The sequence below is a fragment of the Mycetocola saprophilus genome (assembly GCF_000718085.1).
GTDB classification, from domain to species: Bacteria; Actinomycetota; Actinomycetes; order Actinomycetales; family Microbacteriaceae; genus Mycetocola; species Mycetocola saprophilus.
Genome location: NZ_JOEC01000003.1, coordinates 1 through 13,790, shown reverse-complemented (window position 1 = coordinate 13,790; position 13,790 = coordinate 1). Strand labels below are relative to the sequence as shown.

At 65.6% G+C, this 13,790-nt stretch carries 14 protein-coding genes; 6 read left to right on the top strand and 8 right to left on the bottom strand.

The features are described from left to right. Positions 1-85 precede the first annotated feature (85 nt). Together IE92_RS17915 and IE92_RS0112565 are read left to right on the top strand one after the other, a co-directional pair. The gene (locus IE92_RS17915; RefSeq protein ID WP_081864116.1) at positions 86-286 is read left to right on the top strand and encodes a type II toxin-antitoxin system HicA family toxin; all 201 of its coding nucleotides are present in this window, start codon (positions 86-88) and stop codon (positions 284-286) included. A gap of 8 nt (positions 287-294) precedes the next feature. Beyond that, positions 295-711, top strand: coding sequence for a hypothetical protein (locus IE92_RS0112565; RefSeq protein ID WP_030148851.1), 417 nt, complete (start codon positions 295-297; stop codon positions 709-711). Between the two features lie 11 nt (positions 712-722). On the opposite strand, the gene IE92_RS0112560 is transcribed toward IE92_RS0112565, so the two are convergent. Continuing rightward, positions 723-1,757, bottom strand: a complete 1,035-nt coding sequence (locus IE92_RS0112560) for a hypothetical protein (RefSeq protein WP_030148850.1) — start codon at positions 1,755-1,757, stop codon at positions 723-725. Positions 1,758-1,888: 131 nt separating this feature from the next. Between IE92_RS0112560 and tyrS the strand changes: the two genes are divergently transcribed. Beyond that, positions 1,889-3,184, top strand: a complete 1,296-nt coding sequence (tyrS, locus tag IE92_RS0112555) for a tyrosine--tRNA ligase (protein WP_030148849.1) — start codon at positions 1,889-1,891, stop codon at positions 3,182-3,184. A 56-nt stretch (positions 3,185-3,240) separates the two neighbouring features. On the opposite strand, the gene IE92_RS0112550 is transcribed toward tyrS, so the two are convergent. From IE92_RS0112550 to IE92_RS0112530, 5 genes are read right to left on the bottom strand one after another with little or no spacing between them, the layout of a single operon-like run. Further along, positions 3,241-4,347 carry a Gfo/Idh/MocA family protein gene (locus IE92_RS0112550; RefSeq protein WP_043322156.1) on the bottom strand — a complete coding sequence of 369 codons (1,107 nt, stop codon included), beginning with the start codon at positions 4,345-4,347 and terminating at the stop codon, positions 3,241-3,243. Beyond that, the gene (locus tag IE92_RS0112545) at positions 4,344-5,123 is read right to left on the bottom strand and encodes a ThuA domain-containing protein (protein WP_030148847.1); all 780 of its coding nucleotides are present in this window, start codon (positions 5,121-5,123) and stop codon (positions 4,344-4,346) included. The genes IE92_RS0112550 and IE92_RS0112545 overlap by 4 nt, the downstream gene beginning before the upstream one ends. A 33-nt stretch (positions 5,124-5,156) precedes the next feature. Then, on the bottom strand, positions 5,157-6,011 hold the full coding sequence (locus tag IE92_RS0112540; protein WP_051701918.1) for a carbohydrate ABC transporter permease: 855 nt from the start codon (positions 6,009-6,011) through the stop codon (positions 5,157-5,159). An 8-nt stretch (positions 6,012-6,019) separates the two neighbouring features. Further along, positions 6,020-7,024, bottom strand: a complete 1,005-nt coding sequence (locus tag IE92_RS0112535) for a carbohydrate ABC transporter permease (RefSeq protein ID WP_081864115.1) — start codon at positions 7,022-7,024, stop codon at positions 6,020-6,022. 4 nt (positions 7,025-7,028) lie between these two features. Further along, positions 7,029-8,252: a sugar ABC transporter substrate-binding protein gene (locus IE92_RS0112530; protein WP_030148844.1), complete on the bottom strand. Its 1,224-nt coding sequence runs from the start codon at positions 8,250-8,252 to the stop codon at positions 7,029-7,031. A 238-nt stretch (positions 8,253-8,490) separates the two neighbouring features. On the opposite strand from IE92_RS0112530, the gene IE92_RS0112525 reads away from it, so the two are divergent. Then, positions 8,491-9,513, top strand: a complete 1,023-nt coding sequence (locus tag IE92_RS0112525) for a LacI family DNA-binding transcriptional regulator (RefSeq protein WP_051701917.1) — start codon at positions 8,491-8,493, stop codon at positions 9,511-9,513. A 144-nt stretch (positions 9,514-9,657) separates the two neighbouring features. Next, complete coding sequence (mgtE, locus tag IE92_RS0112520) at positions 9,658-11,001, top strand: magnesium transporter (protein WP_030148842.1); 1,344 nt, start codon at positions 9,658-9,660, stop codon at positions 10,999-11,001. A 121-nt stretch (positions 11,002-11,122) separates the two neighbouring features. Here the strand turns inward: mgtE and IE92_RS0112515 are convergent, their stop codons facing one another. Both IE92_RS0112515 and IE92_RS0112510 read right to left on the bottom strand, forming a co-directional pair. After that, positions 11,123-12,223 carry a sensor histidine kinase gene (locus tag IE92_RS0112515; RefSeq protein WP_030148841.1) on the bottom strand — a complete coding sequence of 367 codons (1,101 nt, stop codon included), beginning with the start codon at positions 12,221-12,223 and terminating at the stop codon, positions 11,123-11,125. Beyond that, complete coding sequence (locus IE92_RS0112510; RefSeq protein WP_030148840.1) at positions 12,220-12,900, bottom strand: response regulator transcription factor; 681 nt, start codon at positions 12,898-12,900, stop codon at positions 12,220-12,222. The genes IE92_RS0112515 and IE92_RS0112510 overlap by 4 nt, the downstream gene beginning before the upstream one ends. An 85-nt stretch (positions 12,901-12,985) precedes the next feature. Between IE92_RS0112510 and IE92_RS0112505 the strand changes: the two genes are divergently transcribed. Further along, a complete protein-coding gene (locus IE92_RS0112505; RefSeq protein WP_051701916.1) occupies positions 12,986-13,627 on the top strand; it encodes a M15 family metallopeptidase in 642 nt (213 codons plus the stop codon). Positions 13,628-13,790: the final 163 nt, after the last annotated feature.

Sequence of the window (13,790 nt, the reverse complement as noted above, 5' to 3'; positions counted from 1 at the left end):
TCTAGCCGGGAACTTCCCGAGCCCTGGTGGTGGGTGTGTATATCCCTCTTGACACTTGCTGTAAACCCCCATCTAGACTACCCTGATGAAGGATGCCAAGCGAAAAGACGTGGAGCGGTTTTTGCGGTCACAGGGATTCACGGTGGATCGCGACGGTGGCCCGCACACCTGGTGGAAAAAGCCGGGAAGCAGATCCGTGCCGATTCCCCGTCATCGGTTGATCTCCGCTGGAGTCCTGAGAACGGTGGAGCAGGTAGTCGGGTTTGTCCCGGACGAGTGGAAGTGAGCGTGCTCATGAAACGAAACAGTTACGAGTTGGTTGTCTCGCGAGAGGGCAGATGGTGGATCATCGATGTGCCCGCGATTGACTATCGGACCCAGGCCCATACGCTGTCCGAGGTCGAGGAGATGGGGCGCTCGCTCATCGCGGGCGCGCTCAACCGTGAGGAGGACTCGTTCGACATCAGCGTAACCATCGAGAAGCCAGCGGACGTTGCCCGGCGGTTAGCCGATGCGGCCGAGCTTGATCGGGTTGCGCTCGAGTCTGCGCAACAGGCCGCTCGTGATCGGCGTGCGGCCGCGCGGGCGCTCCGTGACGCATACGGCCTCAGCGCGATAGATTCGGCGACCGTGTTGGGGATTTCACGTGCCCGGATCTATCAGCTCCTCGATGATTCCGAGCGATCCGCTGCCGAGGCTCTGAACGCGTAGCGCCGAAGCACCTACGCCAGGATGATCCGCCAGGCGATGAAGCCCGCGATCAGCAGGGCGGTCCCGATCGGGAAGCCCCACTTCAGGCGCGACGGCGGAGCCATCGGGTCCAGCGGGGTCCCGCGGCGATACGCGGTGGCGGTGGGACGCAGGTGGGAGAGGACCGCGTCGGCGGCAGTGAAAAACCGTAGCCACACGTTCGGGTCACCCGTGTCCATCGGACGGGTGCTCACCAGGATCAGGTCGGATCCGGAGAACTCCAGATCAAACTCGGTGGCGTAGAGCGCCAGGGTTTCCATGAAGTCCGGGGTCAGGAAGTAGAGGGCGTCTCGCTGCAACACCTCGGGGGCATAGACGCCGAATGCGCGCGGGAAGTCGCCCTCCAACTCGATCCGCTGGTCATCGGCCAGGCGCAGCCGGGTGCGGCGCGAGCGCCAGCCGGCGACCCCGTCGTTGTGCCGCGAGTCCAACACGATGTGCGGCATCTGCACGCCCAGCGGGATGCGCAGGTAGGCATATTCGCCGGGCCGATCGATCAGCTCGCGCTTGATCCGATTGCTGGACATGTTGTCGGCCCGCTGGGCCAGCCGCAGGCCGCCGCGGGAGGTGAACCCGTTGTAGTCGCGAGCGCTGGGCCCGAGGATCGCGGTCTGCTCCATCGTCTTGAGCGGGAGCGGCGCAAACTGGAGTCCGGTCGCGTCGGCAAATCGAACCATCCGCGCCCAGTCCTTCCAGCGCGGCCGGTTTTTCTGTACCCAGTAGGGCAGGGCAACCAGCTGTAAGAGGCAGAATCCGATCAGAAACCACGGGGCAATCGCCGTGGATCCGCCGCTGATCATCAGATAGGCGAGGAACACCCCGATCGCGCCCACCAGGAGCATGATGACCACCGAGGATCCATACTCACCCCACGTGGGGATGGCCTGGGTCCAGCGGCTATCCCCGCGCACCCGGTTTTTGAGCGCCCGAATCTCCTCGGGGGTGGCCGGGGCGGCCAACACGTCGAGTGGCAGGTCCGCCAGGGAGGGGATCGGGGGTGTGGACACGGTGCTCCTGAGATGAGGGTGCGGGCGAGCCGCGGGCAAAATCACACTATCGCGACGGGGGATCCGATGCGCGGATTCGGGCGTGCATCTCCCGGACAAAACCCCGCCATTCCGCTGCTATTCTGGGGAGCGTGTCTAATCCCAATTTTGCCAAGCAGAGTAATGACTCGTCCTTTGACTCGCTCTGGGACGAGCTGGTGTGGCGTGGCCTGATCCACGTCTCGACTGATGCCGAGGAGCTCAAGAAGCTCATCGACGGCGAACCGATCACGTATTATTGCGGATTTGACCCGACCGCTCCCAGCCTGCACCTCGGCAACTTCGTGCAGCTGCTGTTCATGCGTCGTCTGCAGCTGGGCGGGCACCGTCCGCTGGGCCTCGTGGGTGGGTCCACCGGTCTGATCGGTGACCCGCGTCCCACCGCCGAGCGCACCCTGAACACCCCGGAGACCGTGGCCGCCTGGGTCACCCGACTTCAGGCTCAGGTGTCGACCCACCTCGACACCGAGGGCGAGAACGGCATGCGCCTGGTCAACAACCTGGACTGGACCTCGCCGCTCAGCGCGATCGAGTTCCTGCGCGACATCGGTAAGCACTTCCGCGTGGGTACCATGCTGAAGAAGGACGCGGTGAGTGCACGCCTGAACTCCGATGCCGGCATCTCCTACACCGAGTTCAGCTACCAGATTCTGCAGGCTCTCGACTACCGCGAGCTGTACAACACGTACAACTGCGTGCTGCAGACCGGCGGCAGCGACCAGTGGGGCAACCTCATCGGTGGCGTCGACCTGATTCGTCGCTCCGAGCAGGCCAACGTGCACGCGATCGGCACCCCGCTGATCACCAACAGCGACGGCACCAAGTTCGGTAAGAGCGAGGGCAACGCGATCTGGCTGGACGCCGAGCTGTGCAGCCCGTACGCGATGTACCAGTTCTGGCTGAACACCGACGATGCCGATGTGATCGACCGCCTCAAGGTCTTCACCTTCCTCTCCCGCGCCGAGATCGAGGACTTCGCCAAGCTCGTGGCGGATGAGCCCTTCCGCCGGGCGGCGCAGAAGCGTCTGGCCCTGGAAACCGTGACCCTGGTGCACGGTGCCGAGGCCGCGAACGCCGCCATTGCCGCCTCCGAGGCGCTGTTTGGACAGGGCAACCTGGCCGAGGTGGATCCGGCGACCCTGGCGACCGCGCTGCGCGAGCTGCCCAACATCACCGCCGAAACCGGCACCTCGGTGGCCCAGCTCCTGGTCTCGACCGAGCTGTGCTCGAGCCTGGGTGATGCCCGTCGCTCGATCGGCCAGGGCGGCGTCTCGCTCAACGGCGTGAAGGTCACCGATGAGGCCGCGGTCCTGACCGACCTGCTGCCCGGCGGCGTAGCGGTACTGCGTCGCGGCAAGAAGACCCTGGCGGGAATCTTCACCGCCTAACTCACACAACAGCGCGGCACCGGAGCGATCCGGTGCCGCGCTGTTGTGTGTCCGGGTTATCCGCGGATCAGGATGTCGCGGACGTCCGAGCGGATTTCGGCGGCAATCGCCGCATCCCGAGCCTCGGCCAACACATCGGCGAGGAGCACGCGCGATCCCCGGGTCGCGCTGAGCACCGCGGCCTCGACCATCGCCAGCGAGTGGATGTTGGCATGCACCTCGGTGTCAGGCACATCCCCGGTGCGCAGCGCGGCGATGAACTCGGCGAGGGACCCGTTGATCTCTTCCGGAAAGGGGATCGAGGAGTCGGTGAGCGATGCGGGTAGCGCGGCGAGCGCCAGCCCGGGGAGCTCGGCACTCGGCGCGGATTCCCCGTCCCACAGCGCGGTGCCGTGTTCCCCGCCGATGCGCCAGCTGCCGTTCCAGGAGGTTTCGGCCCCCGGCGTGCACCAGCTGCCCGAGTACACAAACCGGGTGCCGCCCTCGAATTCAAACACGGCGGCGGCATTGGCATCTCCGGCGTACCAGCTCCATGCGGGGTTGTACTCCTCGCAGTAGACGGCCACCGGATCCAGGTTCAGGAGGTAGCGCACCGCGTCGAACTGGTGGATCGCCATGTCTACCAGCAGCACGTGATCCATCTCATCGCGGAATCCGCCAAAGCGCGGGGCTTTGGCAAACTCGCAGCTCACGGTGCCCACGGTTCCCAGCTCACCCACGCGTGCGCGCAGCGCGGCGAGGGCCCGATAGTAGCGGCGCGACTGACTGGTCATCAGCAGCTGCCCGCTCGCCTCGGCCGAGGCCGCGAGCGAAAGCGCGGTGGCCACGGTGGGGGCGATGGGTTTTTCGCACAGCACCGGCAGCCCGGCAAACAGCGCCTCGGTACTCACCGCGTGGTGGGCGACCGGAACGGTCACGTTGACCACGGCCTGCGCGCCGGTTTCCGCGGCGAGCGCCGATACCGAGGTGCCCACGGGCAGATCGACGAGGCCGGTGGCGGCCAGCGCGGCCCGGGCCGCATCGAGGTTGAGATCGACCAGTCCGACGATCTCGGCATCGGGGGAGGCGATCAGCGCGCGCAGCCACTGCTGTCCCATCGCCCCGGCCCCCACCAGGATGATGCGCACGGGTGCGCCAGTATTAGCTAGCAGGGCGTGGGTCATCGAACCAGCGCCCCGCGGTAGTCGCGACCGTTATAGAAGTCCTCGGTTTCGTAGCGCAGCAGCGTCGGGACCTCGCGGGTCGGGCGCACCGAGTGTGCCCAGCTCACGCCGTTGGCGATGACGCGGCGCACGTGTTCGTGGTGGTAGACCGGGTAGTCCTGATCCCCGGGGCTAAAGAAGAAAATCTTGCCGTGGCCGCGACGCCAGGTGCAGCCGCTGCGGAAGACCTCCCCGCCGGAGAAGGTGCTGAGGAAGATCAGTTCGTCGGGGGCCGGGATATCAAAGAACTCCCCGTACATTTCCTGCTGCGGGATGATGAACGGGTGCGGTACCCCCTGGGCGATCGGGTGGGTGGGGTCCACGGTCCAGACCAGCTCGCGATCCTCCTCGCTCCGCCAGCGCAGGGTGCAGGTGGTGCCCATCAGCTTCTGGAAGATCTTGGACCAGTGGCCCGAGTGCAGGACAACGAGGCCCATGCCGGCGAGGACGTGCTGGTGTACGCGTTCGACAACCTCATCGGCGACCTCGGCGTGGGCGGCGTGGCCCCACCACACCAGCACGTCGGTGTCCGCGAGAACCTCCTCGGTGAGTCCGTGCTCGGGCTCATCCAAGGTGGTGGTGTGGACGCGCGCCCCGGCGCCCAGGTGTTCCTCGATGCCGGCGCGGATCGTATTGTGCATGCCCTCGGGATAGATCTCGGCAACATTGGGCTCGATCTGCTCGTGCCGGTTTTCGCCCCAGACGAGGACGCGCAGTGGGGAAGTGGACTGAGTCATGGTGTTCCTTTTCGACGATGAAATGGTGGATGGTTACTTGACGGCACCACCGGTGGCCCCGGCGGCGATGAACTTCTGGGCCAGCACCAGCAGGATGATGGCGGGAATGGAGGACAGTACGGCGGTCGCCATCACGGCCGACCAGTTCGATACCTGGGTGCCCAGGTACTGGTAGATGCCCAGGGTGACCGGGCGCACATCCTCGGTGGTGGTCAGGGTCAGCGCAAAGAGGAAGTCGCTCCAGGAGAACAGGAATCCAAACAGCGCGGCGGTGATCAGGGCGTTGCGACTGACCGGCACCACGACGGAGACGAATGCCCGGATGAGCCCGGCCCCATCGATCCGGGCGGCCTCCACAATGGCGGGCGGGATGCCCATCATCGAGGTGCGCAGGATCAGAATGGCAAACGGAATGGCCAGGCTCGCATCGGCCAGGATCAGCCCGGCAATCGAATTGAGTAGCCCCAGGTCGTTATAGGCGCTGTAGAGGGCGTTGGCGATCACCACACCCGGCACCATCTGCGCGATGATGATCACCAGCAGGGCCACGTTAATCCAGCGGAACCGGAACTGGGCCAGCGCATAGGCGGCGGGTGCTGCGATCAGCAGCGTGAGCACCACGGTCCCGATCGAGATGATGAGGCTGGTCAGGAGGTTGTGTCCCTGATCGGCGATCGCCCGCTCATATCCCGAGAAATCGGGGGTGAACGGGAAGATGCCGGCGGTGAGGGTGTTCCCCGACGGCTGGAGGGAGGCGTTGGCCATCCAGTAGATCGGAAACAGCATGATGGCCAGGAAGAGGATGCCCAGCGCGGTGGAGGTTCCGCGCGAGAGGCGTCCCCGGCGGGCGCGCCGGGTGGCGGCAGTGGGGAGATTCAGCGTGGTCATGATGACTCCTATTCATCCACCGCGCGCCGGTTCGCACGCAGGTAGATCACGGCAAAAATCAGCGAGACGAGGATCAGGATGTTGCTCCAGGCCGAGCCGATCCCGAACTCGAAGTTCACAAACGACTCCTGATAGGAGCGCACGGCGAGGGTCTGGGTGGCGTTGGCCGGTCCGCCGTTGGTGAGTCCGAGGATCACGTCCAGCACCTTGAGCGTGTAGACCACCCCGAGGACGAGCACCACGCTGATGACCGGACGCAGGTTGGGCACGGTGATGTGCCAGAACGCCTTCCATCCGGTGGCACCATCCAGCGCGCCTGCCTCGTAGAGTTCCTCGGGGATATCCTGCAGCCCGCCATAGAGCAGCGCCACGTTGAACGGGATGCCCACCCAGATGTTGACCATGATGACCGCGATTAGCGCGACACTGGGATCGGTGAGCCACCCGATCGGCGCATCGGTCAGCCCGATTGATCCGAGGAAGCGGTTGAGGATGCCGCTGTCCTGATCGAGAATCGAACGCCAGGTGGCACTCGAGACGATCATCGGCAGCAGCCAGGGCAGCAGGAGCATCGAGCGCAGGAAGCCGTTGAGCGGGAACCGACGGCGGAAAAACACCGCCAGGGCCAACCCGATCACAAACTGGCCGGCGATCGATCCGATGGTGAACAGCGCGGTGTTCCACAGCGCCGGGGTGAACAGGCTGCTGGTGAACACCGATACGTAGTTGGCGAATCCCACCCAGGGGGCCTCGCCGGTGAAGAAGGTTTTGGTGGTGTATTCCTGCAGGCTCATCGTGAGGTTCTTCACGATGGGGTAGCCGAAAAACGCCAGAATGTAGAGCGCGGCCGGGGCCACAAACAGTAGGCGGGTAAAACGTTCGGGGCGTCGGCGACGTCGCGGGGGCGCCGCGGGGATTTCCGGGGAGCCGGGCCCGGCACCGAGGGGGCGGGGGCGCCGCCGTGTCTCGGATGCCGGACCGGCGGTCTCGGAAGCGGGAACCTGGAGCGTCATCGAACTATCCCGCCTTCGCCTTCGAGAACGCATCGGTGGCGCTCTCCTTGCCGGTGAGCGCGAGCTGGATACCGGTGTACATAACCGTTGCCGCCTTGGGCCAGTCCTCCCCGAGGATCCCGGTGCGGGAGCGGGCGTTAGCGACCTGCTCGGTGAAGGCGGCCATATCCGGCACCTTCTGCACATACTCCGCGGCCAGCGCGGTCTTGGTGGGGACGGTGAAGCGGGACTCGGCGAGCGAGAGCTGGTTGTCATCGTCGGTAATGCACTCAACAAACTTGGCCGCCTTGGCCTGCTTTTCCTTGTTGCCGGTCTGCGGGACGGTCCAGACCTCGCCGCCCAGCGGAGCGGTCGGCGTCTGTCCGGCCCTGTTGATCGGCACCTGCACGCTGGTCCAGGTCAGGCTCGGATCGGCGTTGAGCGCGGGGATCTGCCAGGGCCCGTTAATCATCATCGCGGCCTTGCCGGCCATGAACTGGTCCTTCACATCGGCCTGGCTCCAGTTGATCACGCTCTTGGACGCGGCCCCGGAGTTCACCAGATCGACCTGCAGCTGGAGCGCCTCGGCGGCCTCCGGGCTGTCCAGCTTGTCCTCGGATCCTCCGTTGGTCCAGAGGAAGGGGAGGAACTGCCAGCTGCCCTCATAGGTGGCGATCGAGGAGAAGGCCAGTCCGTAGCGGTCGCCCGAGGAGAGCGCCTGGGCGGTGGTCTTGAGTTCATCCCAGGTGGTGGGGATTGCCAGGCCCGCCTCATCCAGCATGGCCTTGTTCACAAAGAGACCCAGCGTGTTCACGGTGGGCGCGAGTCCGTAGACCTCTCCCTTATACGTGGCCGCGTCGAGGATGCCCTGGGCAAAACCCGAGGTGTCCACGTTGAACTGGCTGAGCGGGGTGAGCCCACCCGAGGACGCAATCTCCTGCAGGTCGGGGTTATCCAGCATCAGCACGTCGGGCAGCGTCTTCGAGGAGGACATCTGCAGGACTTTTTGAATCAGATCCTTCCCCGGGACGCCGGTGCGATTCAGCTTCACCTTGAGCTCGGCCGCGCACTTATCCAGTGCCGCCACCACGAGTCCCTGGTCGGGGTCGTTGACGTAGTAGTCGACCACGCTGAGGGTGTCGGCGTCGGATGAGGCCCCGCCGCCGGATCCGCCCGCGCTGCATCCACTCAGGGCGAGGGGAACCAGGGCGAGGCTCGCTAAGACGGTCAGACGATGTTTTTTCTCCATGATGCGGCTCCTTTGCCGGTGAGAGACTTCGACCCGTTCGGTAAACCGCTTTGATCCGCAGCAGTCCGGGGATCGTGTCGAGGTGTAATTTCGTGGGTGACGCAACAATCTCACGACTCCGAGCCCGTGTCAACCAAAAAGTTAACCGGTTCACTGTTTTGTTATTTGTGCGCCGCGTCGGTCTCGTCGCGGTCGAGGGGTGTGAGAGACTGCACACACCAATTCGCAAAGGAACCCCATGGCAACCATGCGCGACGTCGCGAAACTGGCGGGCGTTTCCCTCGCCACGGTTTCGTTCGCGATCAACAACACCAAGCCGGTCGCCCCGGCCACCCTGGAACGTGTGCGTGAGGCAATGGACACCCTCGATTACCGGCCCAATGCGATCGCCCGTGCGCTGGCGAGCAAGCGCACCCGGATCATCGCGCTGCTGTTCCCGATGGAGGATCACAGCCTGAGCGGGACCGCCCTGAAGTTTTTCACCGCCGCCGCCGAGGCCGCGTCCGAGCTGGGCTACAACCTGATCCTCTGGCCCGGAGATAACGGGGCCGAACACATCGACCGGGTGGTGAGTAATGGCCTGATCGACGGGGTCATCCTGATGGAGGTCCACCTGGACGATGAGCGCGTGGTGCGTCTGCGCGAACTCGGCGTTCCCTTCACGCTGATCGGTCGCACCCGGGAGCTCTCGGGCATCAGCTATGTGGACGTGAACTTCGAGGGCGCGGTGATCGATGCGCTCGCCCGCTTCGAGGCGCTGGGTCACCGCAGCATCGGCATCGTTTTTGACGACGATGGGGATCCGGGCACCAGCGACTACGGACCGGTCGCCCGCACCCGCGACACCTATCTCGAACGGATGCGCGCAATCGGTGCCACCCCGGGAATCTTTTCCTGCGCCGAAAGCTCCTCGGCCGGGCGGGCGCTGGTCCCGCGGATTCTCGCCGAGATGCCCGATGTGACCGCGCTGCTCCTGATCAACGAGCACGCCTCCCCGGGGATCGTCAGCGCGCTCGCCGCCCACGGGCGACCCGTGCCCGAGGCCGTCTCGGTGCTCGTGGTGGGGGCCTCGGTGGATATCGTGAGCGCCGCAGATCCCGAGCTCACCGTTTACGAGTCACCCAGCCGTGAGCTGGGCCGCAGGGGTGTGCGGGATCTGATCCAGCGCCTGGAGAACCCGAACCTGGAACCGGCCGCCGCGCTGGTGGACTGTCGCTATGTGGATGTGAACTCGATCGCACCGGCTCGGCCACGCGCCTAGTCGTTCGATCACTCGTCCCCCATCGGACACCCCAACCTGTTATCTTTGGGGCGGGCCGAGCGGGAAATCGCGGCCCGGCCGGGGAAAATTTGGGACTGTGGTGCCGCGTGTACCACGCCCGAATGACGTCATCGAGGAGAACGCATGGGTCAGGGCATCGACATCGATCTGGTACGCGAGGGCGCGCTCGCCGAGGCGGACCTTCCCCTGGCGGCAGCGAAACTCGCGGGAATGTCAACTAGCGAGGTCACCTCGACCCTGTGGCGCTGCAGCCTCAAGCGCTCGGCGGTCCTGTTCCGGCTGCTGAGCAAGGAGCGCGCGCTGGAGGTTTTTGAGCGCTTCGAGCCCGCACACCAGGCCGATCTTGTCCGGGCCCTGCGTGATGAGGATGTCACCGGGCTGTTTGCGGGTCTCGATCCGGATGACCGGGTGGGCCTGCTGGACGAGGTGCCCGCGTTATTGGCCAAGCGTCTGTTGTCGGATCTGACCCCGCATGAGCGCGCGCTGACCACGCTGATGCTCGGCTATCCGTCCCGCTCGGTGGGTCGCCGGATGAGTCCGGAGTATGTGCGGGCGCATCCCGAGTTCACCGCCGGGCGGGTGTTGGAAACCGTGCGTCACCGCGCCACCGAGGCCGAAACCATCTACATGATCCCGGTCACCGATGGGGAAAAGCGGCTGGTCGGGGTGGTCAGCCTCCGCGAAATTCTGGCGGCCCCCGAGGACGCCCGCGTGTCCGACCTGATGCAGACCCCCGAGCTGGCGACCGTGAGCGATGACGCCGAGCAGGTGGCCAGGCGCTGTAGCGAGGCGAATCTGCTGGCCATGCCGATCGTGGATAGCGAAAAGCGCCTGGTGGGGATCCTCACCATCGACGATGCCCACCAGATTCTGCGCGACGCCGAGGATGAGGATATCGCCCGCGCCGGTGGTGCCGAGCCGCTGCGCCGGCCCTATCTCTCGACCTCGGCGTTCAAGATCGCCCGGGCCCGCGTGGTGTGGCTGCTGGTGCTCGCGGTCTCGGCGCTGCTGACGGTTCAGGTCCTCGGCATCTTCGAGGCCACCCTGGAGCAGAAGGTGGTGTTGGCGCTCTTCATCCCGCTGCTCACCGGAACCGGCGGCAACACGGGCTCGCAGGCGGCCACCACGATCACCCGCGCGCTGGCGATGGGGGAGGTGACCTCGAAGGACGTGGGGCGTGTGCTGCTGCGCGAATTCCGGGTGGGCACCACGCTGGGACTGCTGCTCGGGGTCCTCGGTTTCACCCTGGCCTCGCTGGTGTATGACGTGCCCACGGGCCTGGTGATCGGCTCGACCCTGCTGTGTGTCTGCGCGATGGCCGCGACCGTGGGCGGCGCGATGCCGCTGATCGCCAAGGCCATTCGGGTCGACCCGGCCGTGTTCTCGACCCCGTTCATCACCACGTTCTGTGACGCCACCGGCTTGCTGATCTACTTCAGCCTGGCCAAGGTAATCCTGGGAATCTAACCGCTCTCATCCTCGATCGGCGGCTCGCGGGTGTCGATTCGTAGATCTCGATTTTCTGTTTCCGCGCCGTGGCTTTCGGTCTCGCTGGTTCCAGCGCCAGCGCCAGCGCCAGCGCCAACGGTTACGGTGCGGACGTGGGCAGTCGAGCCTCGATGACCAGGCCGCCCTCTGCCCGGGGGGTGAGGGTCAGCGTTCCCGCGTGTGTACGCAGGATCGCGGAGACAATCGCCAGCCCCAATCCCACGCCGCCCTCGGAATCGTGGCGACGCGCTGCTCCGCGCTGGAACGGCTCGGTCAGCGTGGCGACGAGTTCCGGGGTGAGAATCTGCCCACTGTTTTCCACCCGCAATACGCCCTGATCGCCCCGGGTTTCGGTGCCGATCCGCACCCATCCACCCTCGGCGGTGTTGTGGACCAGGGCGTTTCGAATCAGGTTGATGGCCACCGCATGCACCAGCGCCGGGTTGCCCCACACCCGCGCGGGTAGGAGCGCGGTGTCCACCCGAATCTGGGCGTGTTCGGATGCCTGGGCGAGCTCGGCAATCGCCGCGAGCACCGTCGCGGTGAGGTCGATCTCCTCGGCGGCCGGCGGTTCACCCTCGGCTCGGGCGAGCAACAGAAGCGCCTCGGTCAGTGCGATCGCGCGCTCGTTTGTGTGGGAGAGCCGGGACACCAGTTTCGGGACGTCGACCCGGTCGGGGGCGGCCTCGGCGACCTCGAGTATCGTGCGGATGACCGCGTGGGGAGTGCGCAGCTCATGGGACGCGTTGGCCGCGAAACGTCGCTGCTCGGCGAGCATGCCCTCGACCCGATCCAGCATCGAATCGAAGGTGTCGGCGAGTTCGCGGAACTCGTCCCGGCGGCCGGGGAGCCCGATTCTTCGGTCCAGGATCCCCTCGGCGGCGGCCCGGGTGACCGCGGTGATTCGGGTCAGCGGCGCCAGCATTCTTCCGGCCAGAAACCAGCCGCCCAGCAGTCCAACCGCCGTGAGAAAACCCAGCACCGCAAAAGCTCGTGGCCAAAATACCCGGAGCAGATCGCCACGGTTGGGGGCGAAGGTGCTCCCATCGGGCGCATTGGTCTGGACCAGCGAGCTGGTGGGCACGAACTGCAGCACGTACTGTGCAAACAGCATCAGGGCGATCCCGGCAACCAGGAGAAAACCGGTATAGCTGAGGGTGAGTTTGACCCGCGCGGAGAGACCGCGCGCCCGGGACGTCATGCCGTGCCCCCGGGTGTGGGGGCGGCGAAGTAGTACCCCGATCCCGGCCTGGTGTGAATTAACCACGGCTCGCCGAGCCTTTTGCGCAGCGAGGAGATGGTGATCCGCACCGAGTTGGTGAACGGATCGGCGTTTTCATCCCAGGCGCGCTCGAGCAGGGTTTCGGCGCTGAGTACGCCGCCGTCCGCGCGCATCAGCTCCTCCAGCACGGCGAACTGCTTCCGGGTGAGCGCCACATAGCGCTGGTCCCGATAGACCTCGCGTCGGAACGTGTCCACTCGGAGCCCGGCCGATTCCAGGACCGGGGGTGCGGCCTCGGGGGAGCGCCGGGCAAGTGCCCGCACCCGCATGATCAGCTCACGCAGGGCGAAGGGCTTGGTCAGGTAGTCGTCGGCACCGAGTTCAAATCCGATTGCCTTGTCGTCCAGGCGATCGGCCGCGGTGACCATGAGGATGCGGGTGCCCAGCCCATCGGTGAGAATCTCCCGGGCAATATCGTCGCCCGAGGGACCGGGAATATCCCGATCCAGGAGCACCACGTCGTAGCCGTTGAGAGCCAGCAGTTCCTGCGCCGCGAACCCATCCAGGGCGATATCGGCGGCGATGGCCTCCAGGCGCAACCCATCCTGGATCGCCTCGGCCAGAAACGGCTCGTCCTCAACTATCAGCACACGCATGCACACAGTCTAGGAAGTCGGCGTATCGAAAACATATGAAAAACCGGATACGACGTGGCAACGCGCACCCGGATGGAATCGACGCATGATGATTCACCACGGTTCTTCTTCTCGGCTCGTCCGCCGCCGTCGCGCTCTCCTGGTTGGTACCCTTGTGCTGCTGGTACCCGCGGGGCTGGCCGCCTATTTCATCGCGGTGTTGGGCTCGTTTCCCGGGGCGACCACCCATCCGGGAGGAGGGGCCGCGGCGGGGATCATTGAACCCAGATTCACTCAGCCTCCGTTTGCCCTGGACGAAGCCAACGGCTATATCCGGCTGGGGGAGTCGCTGAGTCCTGAGAGCGCTGAGCTTCCGGCACTGACCAACCTGGATCCCGGACTTCTGAAGGCCGTGCGCTCGGCGGCACGGGATGCGCGACGGGCGGGGATCGAGCTCGGGGTGAATAGCGGCTGGCGTTCGGAGGCGCTGCAGGAGTGGATGCTCACGCAGGCGATCAAGGACTACGGCAGCGAGAGCGCCGCCCGCAGGTTTGTCTCGACCCCGGAGTCTTCTCGACACGTCAGCGGCGAGGCCGTGGACATCGGCCCCACGGATGCCGCCGCCTGGGTGGAACGGCACGGGAATCGATATGGACTCTGCCGGATCTACGCGAATGAGCCCTGGCATTTCGAGCTGGCCACGACCCCCGGAGGTACCTGTCCCGCTCTGCGCACCGACGCCTCCTAACCGGGCATCGCTCGCGGCGAATGCACGCGCGACACGCCACTATTCGGCCTCGATTTGCCCGTTGTGTGGAACCTGCGTAAAGTAATACTCATCACCCCAAAGGTGCGGCAAGCGAAAAGCGGCCGGCCTCAAGCGGGATCATCCCCATACTTCAACACGCCGG

What these genes read in the sequence shown, in the direction of transcription:
- IE92_RS17915 (WP_081864116.1), top strand. Translation starts at nt 86, where the DNA reads ATGAAGGATGCCAAGCGAAAAGACGTGGAGCGGTTTTTGCGGTCACAG.
- IE92_RS0112565 (WP_030148851.1), top strand. Translation starts at nt 295, where the DNA reads ATGAAACGAAACAGTTACGAGTTGGTTGTCTCGCGAGAGGGCAGATGG.
- IE92_RS0112550 (WP_043322156.1), bottom strand. Translation starts at nt 4,347, where the DNA reads ATGACCCACGCCCTGCTAGCTAATACTGGCGCACCCGTGCGCATCATC.
- IE92_RS0112545 (WP_030148847.1), bottom strand. Translation starts at nt 5,123, where the DNA reads ATGACTCAGTCCACTTCCCCACTGCGCGTCCTCGTCTGGGGCGAAAAC.
- IE92_RS0112540 (WP_051701918.1), bottom strand. Translation starts at nt 6,011, where the DNA reads ATGACCACGCTGAATCTCCCCACTGCCGCCACCCGGCGCGCCCGCCGG.
- IE92_RS0112535 (WP_081864115.1), bottom strand. Translation starts at nt 7,024, where the DNA reads ATGACGCTCCAGGTTCCCGCTTCCGAGACCGCCGGTCCGGCATCCGAG.
- IE92_RS0112530 (WP_030148844.1), bottom strand. Translation starts at nt 8,252, where the DNA reads ATGGAGAAAAAACATCGTCTGACCGTCTTAGCGAGCCTCGCCCTGGTT.
- IE92_RS0112525 (WP_051701917.1), top strand. Translation starts at nt 8,491, where the DNA reads ATGGCAACCATGCGCGACGTCGCGAAACTGGCGGGCGTTTCCCTCGCC.
- mgtE (WP_030148842.1), top strand. Translation starts at nt 9,658, where the DNA reads ATGGGTCAGGGCATCGACATCGATCTGGTACGCGAGGGCGCGCTCGCC.
- IE92_RS0112515 (WP_030148841.1), bottom strand. Translation starts at nt 12,223, where the DNA reads ATGACGTCCCGGGCGCGCGGTCTCTCCGCGCGGGTCAAACTCACCCTC.
- IE92_RS0112510 (WP_030148840.1), bottom strand. Translation starts at nt 12,900, where the DNA reads ATGCGTGTGCTGATAGTTGAGGACGAGCCGTTTCTGGCCGAGGCGATC.
- IE92_RS0112505 (WP_051701916.1), top strand. Translation starts at nt 12,986, where the DNA reads ATGATGATTCACCACGGTTCTTCTTCTCGGCTCGTCCGCCGCCGTCGC.